At 38.9% G+C, this 13865-nt stretch carries 13 protein-coding genes, 1 tRNA gene and 1 pseudogene; 4 read left to right on the top strand and 11 right to left on the bottom strand.

Annotated features, from left to right (window positions below; genetic code table 11):
- Window positions 1–103: pseudogene (locus HC176_RS19965) on the top strand (ISAon1 family transposase); the annotation flags it as partial.
- A gap of 233 nt (window positions 104–336) precedes the next feature.
- On the opposite strand, the gene HC176_RS07790 reads toward HC176_RS19965, so the two are convergent.
- From HC176_RS07790 to trxA, 5 genes are all read right to left on the bottom strand, one after another.
- Window positions 337–413: transfer RNA gene (locus tag HC176_RS07790), tRNA-Asp, on the bottom strand.
- 143 nt (window positions 414–556) lie between these two features.
- Window positions 557–1492 carry a DUF58 domain-containing protein gene (locus HC176_RS07785; protein ID WP_167917630.1) on the bottom strand — a complete coding sequence of 312 codons (936 nt, stop codon included), beginning with the start codon at window positions 1490–1492 and terminating at the stop codon, window positions 557–559.
- Window positions 1483–4050 carry a M1 family metallopeptidase gene (locus HC176_RS07780; RefSeq protein ID WP_167917629.1) on the bottom strand — a complete coding sequence of 856 codons (2568 nt, stop codon included), beginning with the start codon at window positions 4048–4050 and terminating at the stop codon, window positions 1483–1485. Before HC176_RS07780 ends, HC176_RS07785 begins: the two co-directional genes overlap by 10 nt.
- A gap of 79 nt (window positions 4051–4129) precedes the next feature.
- Window positions 4130–4672, bottom strand: a complete 543-nt coding sequence (locus HC176_RS07775) for a ClpP family protease (RefSeq protein ID WP_209309686.1) — start codon at window positions 4670–4672, stop codon at window positions 4130–4132.
- 167 nt (window positions 4673–4839) lie between these two features.
- Window positions 4840–5157, bottom strand: a complete 318-nt coding sequence (gene trxA, locus HC176_RS07770; protein ID WP_167917628.1) for a thioredoxin — start codon at window positions 5155–5157, stop codon at window positions 4840–4842.
- Between the two features lie 225 nt (window positions 5158–5382).
- On the opposite strand from trxA, the gene HC176_RS07765 reads away from it, so the two are divergent.
- The 3 genes from HC176_RS07765 to HC176_RS07755 all read left to right on the top strand — a co-directional run bounded on the left by HC176_RS07765 (window position 5383) and on the right by HC176_RS07755 (window position 9122).
- Window positions 5383–6075, top strand: a complete 693-nt coding sequence (locus tag HC176_RS07765; RefSeq protein WP_167917627.1) for a glycosyltransferase family 2 protein — start codon at window positions 5383–5385, stop codon at window positions 6073–6075.
- A complete protein-coding gene (locus tag HC176_RS07760) occupies window positions 6072–7562 on the top strand; it encodes a cellulose synthase family protein (protein ID WP_167917626.1) in 1491 nt (496 codons plus the stop codon). The genes HC176_RS07765 and HC176_RS07760 overlap by 4 nt, the downstream gene beginning before the upstream one ends.
- Window positions 7563–7646: 84 nt before the next feature.
- On the top strand, window positions 7647–9122 hold the full coding sequence (locus HC176_RS07755; RefSeq protein ID WP_167917625.1) for an MptA/MptB family glycosyltransferase: 1476 nt from the start codon (window positions 7647–7649) through the stop codon (window positions 9120–9122).
- Window positions 9123–9297: 175 nt separating this feature from the next.
- On the opposite strand, the gene HC176_RS07750 is transcribed toward HC176_RS07755, so the two are convergent.
- From HC176_RS07750 to speB, 6 genes are all read right to left on the bottom strand, one after another.
- Window positions 9298–9672 (bottom strand): hypothetical protein, encoded by a 375-nt coding sequence (locus HC176_RS07750; protein WP_167917624.1) that lies wholly within the window; start codon window positions 9670–9672, stop codon window positions 9298–9300.
- Window positions 9673–9803: 131 nt separating this feature from the next.
- The gene (locus HC176_RS07745; protein WP_167917623.1) at window positions 9804–10025 is read right to left on the bottom strand and encodes a hypothetical protein; all 222 of its coding nucleotides are present in this window, start codon (window positions 10023–10025) and stop codon (window positions 9804–9806) included.
- A 20-nt stretch (window positions 10026–10045) separates the two neighbouring features.
- On the bottom strand, window positions 10046–10369 hold the full coding sequence (locus HC176_RS07740; protein ID WP_167917622.1) for a hypothetical protein: 324 nt from the start codon (window positions 10367–10369) through the stop codon (window positions 10046–10048).
- 59 nt (window positions 10370–10428) lie between these two features.
- Window positions 10429–11964, bottom strand: a complete 1536-nt coding sequence (locus HC176_RS07735; protein ID WP_167917621.1) for a carbon-nitrogen hydrolase family protein — start codon at window positions 11962–11964, stop codon at window positions 10429–10431.
- Window positions 11964–12941: a deoxyhypusine synthase family protein gene (locus HC176_RS07730; RefSeq protein WP_167917620.1), complete on the bottom strand. Its 978-nt coding sequence runs from the start codon at window positions 12939–12941 to the stop codon at window positions 11964–11966. Before HC176_RS07730 ends, HC176_RS07735 begins: the two co-directional genes overlap by 1 nt.
- The gene (gene speB / locus HC176_RS07725; protein WP_167917619.1) at window positions 12928–13860 is read right to left on the bottom strand and encodes an agmatinase; all 933 of its coding nucleotides are present in this window, start codon (window positions 13858–13860) and stop codon (window positions 12928–12930) included. Before speB ends, HC176_RS07730 begins: the two co-directional genes overlap by 14 nt.
- Between the last annotated feature and the right edge of the window lie 5 nt (window positions 13861–13865).

Raw genomic sequence — 13865 nt, 5'->3', positions numbered from 1 at the left:
AGCGGAATCCTTTAATGCCAAAATTAAAGCGTTTAGAATGCAACTTAGAGGTGTAAGAAATAAAGAGTTCTTCCTGTTCAGATTAACTCAAGTTTATGCTTAGTCCCCAACTTTTGTACTTGATCCATTAAAGCTTTTATAAAAAGCCTACAGGTCCAAAAATACACTGCCCAAAAACAAAAAAGCATCCCCATTTTCTTCTCAGAAAAAAGGAAAGCTTTCCATTGGAACACCAAATAAACTTTGGCATTACTACACTCCCAAACTACATTGGGAACAACACAACTACTTTTCATTGCCAAAAAAAGCCCTAATTTCTTAGAGCTTTTAACAATTTGGCGGTCTGGACGGGACTCGAACCCGCGACCTTCGCCGTGACAGGGCGACATTCTAACCAACTGAACTACCAGACCGTTGCTTTATTGCGGTTGCAAATATACGCGGCTTTTTCAATATCTCAAATATTTTTTCACTTTTTTTTATTATTTTTTTCTATCCACACACTACTTTTTCTCCAGACACAAAACAAAACACTATACAACAACACGTTACACGATTAAGAGAACTTTTTCCGCTCCACCAAATATGTGGTTAAAATGTTATTAAAACCACTATTAATATCAGCTTCAACGTACTTAATTTTATATTGGGCACATTTTAGGCGCAACGTTTTAAAGTATTCTTCTACCGATTTACTGTAATTTTCCTTTATAGCATCGGCATACAAATTAATATACTCGCCAGTTTCAACATCTACAAAGCGTTTGGGTTTATTATTGTAATCGAAATGCAACTCCTTAGATTTGTCGAATACATGCAACAAGATAACTTCGTGCTTATTGTATTTTAAATGCCGTAGTGCTTCAAACAGCTTACCCTCGTCATCTCCCGTTTGGAACATATCGGTAAACAAAAAAATCATCGAGCGGCGGTGTATCTTTTCGGCTATTTCGTGCAAATATTTAAACGTTTCTGTTTTCTTGCTAACTGGTTTAGCAACTGCGGCTTTACCAAGATGGTTCAACAACATTTGATGATGCCGCTCACTCCCCTTTTCAGGCGCATAATAATCGTAAGCATCGCTATAAATACTCAACCCCACTGCATCGCGTTGCTTCTTTAATATTTGCATCAATGCCGCCGAAGCCAGTACCGAAAAACCTATTTTGTTCAACCCTTCGATAGAAAACGAGTTCATTTCAGGGTAGTGCATCGAGCTACTGTTGTCTAAAATAATATGGCAGCGCAGATTGGTTTCATCGTCATAGCGTTTGATGTACAGCTTATCGGTTTTGGCAAATAATTTCCAATCGATGTGACGCGTACTTTCCCCTTGGTTATAAATTTTATGCTCGGCAAATTCAGCAGAAAAACCATGAAACGGACTTTTATGCATCCCGGAAATAAATCCCTCTACCACTTGTTTAGCCAGCAGTTCGAGGTTTTTAAACCCTTCCGTTTTATTCAGTTCGTTTTGTAAATCTAATGCCATCGCTCTCTTAAAATTTCTCCTTTATACACGCCGTCGGCAGCCTGTAACAACTTATTTTTTAAAACCGTCGGAAAGTTAGGGTTTTCTTTTAAGAACGTTTCAACCACCTCAAATGCATAGTTCGAGTTATAATTCCCGATGGTTGCATTGAGCCATGACTTCGGAAAAAATATATCACCCGTTTTTTGAATGTCTTCCGTTAAGCCCAAACACATCTTTAAATGCTTTTTAGCTGAAGCCTGCCGTAACGGATGATTCATATTATACAAAGCCGAAATGACCCAACTCTCCTTTTCTCTATTTTCGGCCTGGGCCAAAGATTGCATAAAACCATCCCTTAAATTCTCGTCTGCCGACAAAGATGGTAATAAAAACTCAAACCGCTTTTTTCTATCCGAATTAGAAATATCCTTTAAAGCCTCGTGCAAAATGGTTTCAGCCTCCGGATGCCCATAAATGGCCAAAGTTGCCGCCAAACCGGTATAATCGTTTTCATTAAGGTTTAAGTTTTCAATTTTCAAAGATTTATCCCAGATTTTATAGAGCATATCGCGACCAGAAGACAAATATGCCACCCCCCTGTAAAATCCGAAAATTGTTTTTTTCAATCCTGACGGAAGGGCTTTGTCCATCAATCGTTTTATCAACTTCGGTTCCATCATTTGTGCTAAATCATCCCGTTTTTCAGGGTTGATGTATTTCCAAAAAATGGCTGAACCATACCCCGAAACCATACTTAAAACAAGTTCGTTCTTTTCAGTCAACAAACCTTGCACTAAGGTTTCCAAAGCTATTTCGGGCTTTAACTTGCCCAACAACACATTTTCATAAAGATTGATATAACTATAACCCCTAGCGACATCATCCTGAATATTGGGAATTGCCGAAGCTTCCAAATGTTTCATCGGGAACACGCCGTAACCAAAAGCATCATAATTATAAATAATGGACTGCGGTTTTTTAACGCCCTTAAATTTGGCTATGTTTTGACTTTTTTGATTTAGACTCACCGGGACCACCTTTAAGGAATCGGGATACACCAACCCAATGGAAAAGTGTTGTGGCCAAAGATTATCGCTGCCATCCTCGGCTTGCTGCTCAATGCTGAAAGACTCAATTTTACCATCTCTATACACCACATTGTCGGTTATTATGGGCCGCCCGGGCTGGAACACCCATACTTCACTCCATTGTTTTAAATCGACGTCGGTTTCGGCATCGAGCAATGAAACCAAATCGTTCCAATCGGCATTACCGTTGGCAAAATCTTTTATATAATTCTGCATGCCTTTTCTAAAGCCCGTTTCGCCCACCAAAGCCTCCAATTGCCGCATCATTATGGGCGATTTGTGATAAATAATATTTCCGTAAAGTGTACCGGCATTTTTTAAATTATCGAGGGGTTGCTTAATGGGTGTAGCACCTTTTGTTCGGTCCTCACTATACGCGCTGGAATAATGTTCGCACATAAAATTAAGGCTGTGGTTCACCTCCGGAAATGCAGGTTCCGAAATTTTATCGGCCAAAAAATTGGCAAATACTTCCTTCAGCCACACATCGTCAAACCATTTCATCGTCACCAAATCGCCAAACCACATGTGTGCCGTTTCGTGGGCAATTAAATGACAGCGGTTCAGTTTTTGGTTTTGCGTGGCATGCCTATCTAAAAACAACGACGACTCTCTGTACTGAATAGCCCCTGGATGTTCCATTCCTCCGTATTGATACCCCGGAATGGCCGCAAAATCCAATTTCTGGAACGGAAACGGAAACTGTGTGTAATCTTCCAAAAACGAAAGCGATTGCTTATGGAATTTAAAAATCGGTTCCATACTGGCTTCAATTTTTTCTGTATCATTTTCCCTGTAAAGGAATTCCATGTTGAAACCGTCTAACATTTCACTTGTTTTTTCAAATTCACCGGCAACGAACGAGAACAAATAAGTACTCATCAAATCGGAAGTTTTAAATCTGTGCCTTATAGCATCTTCGAGTTCCTCTTCGACCTCCAATGCCGCGCCACTAAGCACCTTCCAATGTTTTGGCGCTGTAATATCTAGTAAGTAATAGGCCTTAATGTTGGGCTGATCAAAACACGGAAACAGGGTACTGGCACGATCGGGCACCAAAAGGGTGTACAGGTAATCGTCGTTTCGGTTTAAGGATTGTTCACCGGCATCAAAAAGGATATTAATTTGGTTTTTGCCAATTTTTAAATATTCTGAAGCTACAATAACATGTTCTTCTTCGTGGTTTATATCAATGGTTTTTCCGTTAACGGCAATCGTTTTCAAAAGCGAACTATCAGCATTAAAATCCAAATACAACGGATGCCTTAAATCGTTTATGGTTAAGCTTAAATCGAGTTCGGCATCGATGGGCTCGGACTTTTCTTCCGGAATATCAAAAGACAATGTATAAACCACATCGCTAACCTGTTGCTTTCGGTAATTGGCCAGCTCTAATGAAATGCCCGGACTCAACAATGATTTCGTTTCTTCTTTTGCACACGAAACCAACAAGAGAAACACCGAAATTAATGTTGCAATTTTTTTCATTCAAAAACTTTAGGGTTTTGTAAAAATACGAAAAGGCACAGTTTGCACCATGCCTCTTAAAGTTAAATTGATTTGCTGCTTATATTACGGCATCAACAATACCGTAAGCTACCGATTCTTCGGCGCCCATCCAATGGTCGCGATTAAAATCCTTCATTACTTTTTCAAAATCCTGACCGCAATTGTCGGCCAAAATTTTGGCACTCAATTCTTTGGTTTTTAAAATTTCCTGTGCTGTAATTTCAATATCACTGGCCTGCCCTCGCGCTCCGCCACTGGGCTGATGGATCATCACTCGGGCATGGGGCTGAATGAAACGTTTTCCTTTAGCACCCACGGAAAGTAAAATAGACCCCATGGAAGCTGCTAAGCCCGTACATATTGTTGACACATCGCTTTTTAATGATTTGATGCAATCGTACATGGCGAAGCCAGAAGTCACATAACCGCCCGGACTATTAATGTATAGGTGGATATCTTTCGTTTCGAGGGCATCTAAATAAAGTAGTCTATCGATAACGTGTTTGGCCGATTTATCATCTACTTGACCCCACAAAAACACTTTTCGTTCTTCCAGCAATTTACTGTCTATGGCGTCTTGAACTTTTATTGGTTTGCTCATAATATTCTTTTATTCTTTATTTTGTTCTAAAATAAAAAAAGGTTCGCCATATTGGCAAACCTTTTTGGCTTTCTTTTTCACGTATGTTTTGAGCATCAAATTTTTTATGCATTAAAAACACAATCCAAATTGGTGTTGGTTTTTAAATTTAGATGCCTAGAGTCATTTTACAAAAGCGAATCGATAGCGTCTGTGTAAGCATTTTTAGGCGCTACACCTACCTGTCTTCCAACAACTTCTCCATTTTGAAATACCAAAACCGTTGGAATGTTACGCACACCGTACTTAGCTGCAAACTCTTGGTTGGCGTCAACGTCTACCTTTCCTACAACGGCTTTACCATCGTATTCGTCGCTAATCTGTTCGATGATTGGACCTACCATTCTACATGGTCCGCACCAAGCTGCCCAAAAATCTACCAATACGGGTTTATCACTCTTTAATACTGTTTCTTCGAACGTTGCATCTGTTATCTCTAATGCCATGATATTTATACTTTAAATGTTTTCAACTTATTTTTATTTCACAAAATTAGTCAAAAAAAACTCTAAAGCTTACAAACCGACAATTTGTTTTCCTTATAGTTTTATCAATTCGTATTATTGTTCATCGTTCACTTAAACTCGCTTCAAATTACTTTTCTTCACAACAAAATAAAAACCAAAGAATAAACTACCTTTGTCTCTTTAAAAACCAAACCAGCCATTGCCATGACCAAGATAATGGTTATTATTCCTGCTTTTAACGAAGAAAGCTCCATTGCACATGTTATAAACGACATACCCAGTGTAGTGGATGAAGTTATTGTAGTAAGCAATAACTCTACCGACAATACGGAAACCAATGCCCAAAAAGCGGGCGCTACTGTTTTAAGCGAACCCCAAAAAGGCTATGGCTATGCTTGCTTAAAAGGATTGCAATATGTGGCTTCAAAAGTCGAAAAACCCGATATTATTGTTTTTCTTGATGGTGATTATAGTGATTATCCCGAAGAACTTACCAAAATAGTTGCCCCGATAGTTGATAATAATATTGACTTTGTAATTGGAGCCAGAATCAAACGACTGAGAGAACCAGGATCCATGACTTTACCACAAATTTTTGGAAATTGGCTAGCCACCACCCTTATGACCCTATTTTTTAGATCTAAATTCACTGATTTGGGACCGTTTAGAGCCATAAAATATGAAAAACTGCTGCGTTTGAACATGGAAGACAAAACCTACGGATGGACCGTAGAAATGCAATTAAAAGCCTTAAAACAAAAATTGACATATACCGAAATACCAGTAAATTACAGAAACAGAATTGGGGTCTCAAAAGTTTCAGGCACAATAAAAGGCGCTATATTTGCAGGCGTAAAAATATTGGGTTGGATTTTCAAATACAGCTTTAAATCATGATTTTAGAAACAGTAATTATTACCATATACAGTATTTCACTTTTGCTGATTTTCATGTATGCTTTGGCGCAATTAAATTTGCTGTTCAATTACCTTTCTTCAAAGAAGAAAACCGAAAACTGTCCTAAATTCGATTTATCTAAGCCTGAAGAAATCCCCTCCGTTACCATCCAGCTACCCGTTTACAACGAAATGTACGTTATGGAGCGTTTACTGGACAACATGGCCAAAATAGACTATCCGAAAAACAAACTGGAAATTCAAGTGCTTGACGATTCTACCGATGAAACGGTTGAAAGCACCAGAAAACATGTCGAAAAACTACAAGCTACCGGACTTAACATTCAGCACATTACCCGTACCGATCGAAAAGGCTTTAAAGCAGGCGCCCTAAAGGAGGGATTAAAAATAGCCAAAGGTGAATTTATAGCTATTTTCGACTCTGATTTTTTGCCGAAGCCCGATTGGCTAAAACGCACCGTGCCTTATTTTAAGGATAAAAAAATTGGCGTGGTACAAACCCGCTGGGGGCATATAAACCGCAATTACTCGTTACTTACCAAAATTCAGGCGTTTGCACTCGATGCCCATTTTACTTTAGAACAGGTAGGCCGAAACAGCAAAGGCCACTTTATTAATTTTAATGGCACTGCTGGGCTTTGGCGAAAAACCTGTATTATTGATGCCGGCAACTGGGAGGGTGATACCCTTACAGAAGACCTCGACCTGAGTTACCGCGCCCAGTTAAAAAACTGGAAATTCAAATATCTGGAAGATGTTGAAACACCTGCCGAACTTCCCGTTGTAATCAGTGCGGCACGCTCACAGCAATTTAGATGGAACAAAGGCGGAGCTGAAAATTTCAGAAAAATGCTGGGTCGGGTTATAAAAAACCACAACATTTCATTAAAAACTAAAGTACATGGTTTGTTACACCTACTTAATAGCACCATGTTTTTAAATGTTCTTATTGTTGGCGTTTTAAGCGTTCCGATGCTATACATAAAAAATGAGTACGCCCACTTGCATGCCTATTTTTATGTAATGAGCTTTTTCGTGATTAGTACCATTATCTTTTTTGTTTGTTTTTGGTTTATGTATAAAAACACTTATGGCAGCGGGCTGAAGAACTTCATTAAATACGTAGGTATGTTTTTTACGTTTTTTTCCATAGCCATGGGGTTTTCGCTTCACAATTCCATTGCGGTTATTGAGGGCCATATGGGAAAAAAATCAGAATTTGTGCGTACTCCAAAATTCAACCTCAGCAAATACAAAGACAACTGGAAAAACAACAAGTACTTGAAGAAAAACCTATCAGTACACTTGATTTTTGAAGGTTTGCTGATGCTATATTTTGGTTTTGGGATGTACAGTGCCTTTATTGTAGGCAATCAGGGTGGCGATTTTGGGCTTTTCCCGTTTCACCTCATGTTATTTGCTGGATTTGGGTATGTGTTTTTTAAATCGTTGGCTTCTAAGGCTTAATGTCTATCTGTATCGCTGAAGGGGTAAAAACAGTTAAAGTAAACAGCTTTATCCAACATTTCAAATTAGCCCTATATTTGGATTATGCAGCCTAACACAATATTTTTTAAACTGTACAAACTCCCCTTACTCCTGGCCTTATCCTGCGGGTTTCTCTATTGGACTTTTGCTTATGATTTAGCCAGAACGGACTACATAAAACTTTTAACGCTTTATGTGGGCTTGTTCGTCTTGTTTTACAAACTGGTCCAAATTTTCAAAAATCAAATTGCTTTTTTAAGCTATTTGGCATTTGGGTTTCGAGCTATTTTTATTTTGGCCATTCCCAACCTTTCACAAGATTTTTACCGATTTATTTGGGACGGAAGAATGATTTTTGAAGGCATTAACCCCTATTTATTTACTCCCGAATCGTTTATAAGCACCGGCGAATTTCCAATCGCCCAAGCCCAAGAACTTCACAAAGGCATGGGCGTCCTCAACGCCAGTCACTTTAGTAACTACCCTCCTATCAACCAACTATGCTTTGCCATTGCCGCTTTGGTTTCCGGAAAGAATATTTTAGGTTCGGTAGTTGTTATGCGTTTAATCATTATTGCAGCCGATTTCGGAACGCTTTTCTTTGGAAAAAAACTGCTGAAAAAATTGAATATGCCTGCCCATCATATTTTTTGGTATGTTTTAAATCCGTTTATCATCATCGAACTCACCGGAAACCTCCATTTTGAAGGCGTGATGATTTTCTTTTTAATTTGGGGTTTGTATTTGCTCCACTCTGGAAAGTGGCAATGGTCAGCCGTAGTATTGGCACTGTCTATCTCAACCAAACTCATTCCATTGTTGTTTTTACCTTTGTTTTTTCAGTGGTTTGTTAAACGAGACGTCATTGCGAGAGGAACGAAGCAATCTTTTGAAAATCACGAGATGCCGAAACAATTCCGAAAGCCTTCGGTACAGCATATCGAAAACAAAAACAAGGCTACCATATTCGTAGAAATAAAAAGACTATTTATATTTTACTCTATTGTTTTAGGGGCTACGCTTTTGCTTTTCATACCGTTTTTTTCTTCAGAATTTATCAGCAACTACAGCCAAACCGTAGCATTGTGGTTTCAAAATTTTGAATTTAACGCCAGCCTGTATTACATTGCCCGAGCGATCGGATATACCTTTCGGGGTTACAATGAAATTGCCATTATTGGAAAATTTACGGCTATAATCGTGTTTGTTTTTGTTTTGGCTTTGTCATTTTTAAGAAAGAACGAAGCCACGGTAAAACTGATCACTGCCATGCTATTCGCTTTATCCTTTTATTATTTTACAGCGACAACGGTACACCCTTGGTATCTCGCCATGCTTTTAGCTTTATCGGTGTTTACGAACTATAAATTTCCTTTGGTGTGGACTTTTATGATTGTTTTAAGCTACCTGGCCTACCTCAACGTAAATAGCGCAGACAAATCAGAAAACCTTTGGATTATCGCTTTGGAATACATAGTGGTTTATGCTGTTTTTATTTGGGAAGTTTTTATAAAAAAGGCCACCAAAGTGGAAGCCTAAATTTTTACAAATAGAATAAATAGCAGAACCTTAAAAAAAACTAACTTAATAATATTCAATATAATGAGATTTCTCGACATAAGTTTATCTTGAGCGGAGTCGAAAGGCTCGAAATGAATAAGATACGCTTTTTTTCAACCCCAAATTTTCAAAAATAAACTGAAAGCTTTAATTTCTAAACTTTCTCCAAAAGCGTAATGGTATTTATTTCTTCTTCATCATCATTGCCATGTTCGTCTTTGGTCACTTTAATGGTTTTATTAAAAGTGATTTTAAACTTAGTGCCCACTAATTTTTCAGAATTTAAATCGAATGCTTTTAGAACACTTTCTTCAACCCTTTGAAAGGTTAAAGTATATTCCATGCCATCTTTTCCTTTAGTGACAAAGCTATAACCGTAATCCTCCTTTCCATCGTAAGAAGCATAAACCACAAGCCCCTCTTGATCTGAATTCGTAATATACATATCATTTATCCCATCACTTGTCACAAAACTTGCACTGAAAAAACACAGGGCAAACAAACCGCTCAACATCACTATTTTTTTCATTGTCATCATTTATCAATTAAGTTAACATACTGCTTTTTGTATTCAAAACACACAATAAATCAATGTATTAAATATACGTAATTCCATTCGCTTATTAAAACAAATAAAAAGCACCAACTAAGGCTTGGTAATTAAAGGGGCTTTAAACTTTGTACGCGATAAATAACATCGTCGCCATCTTCGTCCTCAACAAATGCCATTTTAAACTCTTTATCAACTAAGCTTTTATCGTTTTTTAAATCGAATTGCTTCAAAACGCGTGGATGCACCTCCTCAAAGGCCAACTCTTCGCCGTTTTCTAACCAAAACCTAAAGTAACCGTTTTTGTAGGACTTAAAAACAGCCGTTCTCATAATACTTTCTTATTTAATAATTAATTATCGTCGTCTGGGTCTTCATCCATCATATCGGGATCCTGCACGGCATCTGGATCATTTCCAGAGTAATCTTCATAATCGTCCTCGTCATAGTTCTCCATGGTCATGGCCAACTTAGTGCTCACCTTTACTAAATATTTGGTATCGGCCGTGGTTACTTCAACGGCTTCAATAATTTCGTTGTGCTGATTCCTAAAGGATATAATATGGTCGTCATCATAGCCATCGGGGTATTTTTCAACCAATAATGCTAAAATTTCTGGTGTTAATTTTTTAAAATCTACAATGACACGTTTTAAATTATCATTTCTATTTTTCATCAATTTGATTTTTTAATTTAGGGTAAAGTTTTTTGAGTTTGTTGTTCTAAAGATAGCATTTATGACGATTTTTTGCGAATAACATCATAAAAATCTTTCCTGCGGTCTTTTAGATTTTTTACTGCGCCAAACGAATGCAGTTCGCGCAATAAACTAATATCGACATCGGCTACCAATATCATTTCGGTGTTTGGTGTAGCCTCGGCTTTTATACCATTACTCGGAAACGAAAAGTCGCAGGGCGTAAACACCGCCGATTGCGCATATTGAATATCCATGTTGTTGACATTGGGCAAATTCCCAACGCTTCCGGCAATGGCCACATAACATTCGTTCTCCACGGCACGCGCTTGTGCACATAGCCTAACACGTGAATAGCCGTTTTGGGTATCAGTTAAAAAGGGCACAAACAGAATGTCCATGCCTTCGTCGGCCAACAAACGTGACAGTTCCGGAAATTCGGAATCGTAACAAATTAATATACCTATTTTACCGCAATCTGTATCAAAAGCCTTTAGCTGGTTGCCTCGTTGCAAACCCCATACTTTGGCTTCATCGGGCGTTACGTGAATTTTTTCATAACGCTCTACACTGCCATCACGCTTGCATAAATAGCCCACATTATATAGCTTATCGTTTACCACCTCGGGCATGCTCCCGGAAATGATATTGATATTGTATGAAATTGAAAACTCCTTCAGTTTGTTAACAATGGTTTCGGTGAATTTAGCCAATTCCCTAATGGCATCGGGTTCGTGCAAATGGTTGAACTCGGCCATGAGTGGCGCATTGAAAAATTCCGGAAACATGGCAAAATCCGACCGGTACGCCGCAACGCTATCTATAAAATACTCTGCCTGTTGCATGAGGTCATCCAAACTTTTATAAGGGCGCATTTGCCACTGGATAAGCCCTAATCGCACCACTGTTTTTACGGTACTGGCCTTTTTGCTGGGCTTGGTGTAATAGATATTGTCCCACTCCATTAAAACGGCATATTCGTTTGAAGCGGTATCGCCCTCCAGATAACCTTTAAGCACACGTACCGGATGAAAATCGTTGGAAATTTGAAAATTCAAAACCGGATCGTGAATTTCCTTTTGCTTTACCTTTTCAATATACTGTTTGGGTGTTAAATCTTTATGCTTGTGGTAATTGGGCATCCTCCCACCAAAAACAATACTTTTTAGATTCAGTTTTTCGCAAACTTCCTTTCGGTAATCGTAAAGTCGTCGCCCTAAACGCAAGCCCCTGTACTGTGGCTTGATGAATACATCGATACCATACAGCACATCGCCCTCTGGGTTGTGGTTTTTAAACGATTCGCCTTCAATAATATCGTTGTACGTATGGTCGTCGTCAATGCTATCAAAATCTACGATAAGCGAAAGTGCACAACCGGCAATATCGCCATCTACCAAAATAACCACCTGCCCTTCTGGGAACATCGAGGTTAATTTTTCAATGTGGTGCTTTTTCCAATAGGAATTGAGCACACCGCCGTACGACTCTAAAGTAGCGACTTTAAGCTCTTCAAAATCATCAACGGTTAAGTATCGAAGCTCAACGTTTTCTATGTTTTCAATTTTAGACATTACCAGCCCAATAAATATGCAAAAATTAACGGTGCCACAATGGTAGCGTCACTCTCTACGATAAACTTCGGGGTATCGATATCCAATTTACCCCAAGTTATTTTTTCGTTTGGAACAGCTCCGGAATACGACCCGTAACTTGTGGTACTGTCGCTAATTTGGCAAAAGTAACTCCAAAACGGCGTATCGGTACGCTCCATATCTTGATACAGCATGGGCACTACACAAATGGGAAAATCGCCTGCAATGCCTCCACCTATTTGAAAGAACCCAATACCCTTTTCTGAATTATCGGTGTACCAATCGGCCAAAAAGGTCATGTATTCAATACCCGATTTCATGGTACTAGCCTTTAATTCACCTTTCAACACATAGCTCGCGAAAATATTCCCCATGGTACTGTCTTCCCAACCTGGACATACAATAGGCAAGTTTTTTTCGGCCGCAGCGTACATCCAAGAATCCTTTATATCAATTTCGTAATATTCTTCCAAAACACCAGAAAGCAACATTTTGTACATGTATTCATGTGGCAGATAACGCTCGCCTTTATCGTCGGCTTCCTTCCAAATATCGTAAATATGTTTTTGTAAACGACGGAAGGCTTCTTCCTCTGGAATACAAGTATCGGTTACACGGTTCAATCCTTTTTCAAGCAAATCCCACTCCTCCTTCGGCGTTAAATCACGGTAATTAGGCACACGCTTGTAATGTGAATGTGCTACCAAATTCATGATATCTTCTTCCAAATTGGCGCCCGTACAAGAAATAATCTGCACTTTATCCTGACGAATCATTTCTGCAAAGCTTTTGCCCAACTCGGCAGTACTCATCGCACCTGCCAACGACACCAACATTTTCGCTCCGTTATTTAGTTGCGCCTCGTAGCCTTTGGCGGCATCTACCAAAGCGGCAGCGTTAAAATGTAAATAGTGTTTTTCTATAAATTGGGAAATCGGTCCTCTAGTAGTTGTCATCGTCATTAAATTTTAAGTTATTGTTTTTCTGTGCCGAGTTATCGTAAGCATTGTCGTATTCGTCATCCACCTCTTCGTCCAAAAATTTATAGCTCAACATTTTGTAATACAATTTGGCGGCTAAGAAATCGGACGACTTTTCATTTTTATTGGGGCAAAGTTCAACAATATCGAACCCTACCACATTTTTTTCAGCAAACACCTGTTTTAAAAACTCCAAGGTTTCGTACCATAACAAACCTCCTGGCTCAGGTGTTCCGGTACTTGGTAAAATCGACGGATCGAAGGCATCCAAATCGAACGTGATAAAAACGTTATCGGTCATCTGATCGATGGCCGAATCCACCCAAGTATCATCCACCGCCATATCATGGGCGAAATAGGTTTTCTCCTCGTCCATTACGGTTTTTTCCATAATATCCATAGAACGGATGCCCACTTGAATCAAGTTCGTGGTTTGGCTCGCTTCGTAAACTGCACAGGCATGGTTACATGTAGTGCCTTCGTATTCTTTTCTCAAATCGGCATGTGCATCGATATGCAACACCGTTAAGTTCGGATACATCTCGTTAAAGGCACGAATGGTACCAATGGAAATGGAATGTTCGCCACCAAAAACAGTCACGAATTTATTTTTTTTGATGTATTTTTTTGTGGTTTGATGCACCGCTTCAACCATCGCCTCTGGCGAACTATTTTCAGTTACCGCATCAGCCAAAAACACCCCTTGTTGATACACTTCGGTACCGGTTTCAATATCGTAAAGCTCCATATTTTCTGAAGCATCTAAAAAAGCATCAGGGCCTTTATCGGCACCTTTTTGCCAAGTACTCGTACCATCATATGGCACGGGAATTAAAACAATTTTTGCACGTTCTAATTTTGCAAATTCTTCTGGAATTCCAGCGTAAGTTTTCATCTGTT

The organism is Tamlana crocina, from assembly GCF_012037625.1.
The sequence above is the reverse complement of the archived record's forward strand: the minus strand, read 5'-3'. Positions and strand labels throughout refer to the sequence as shown.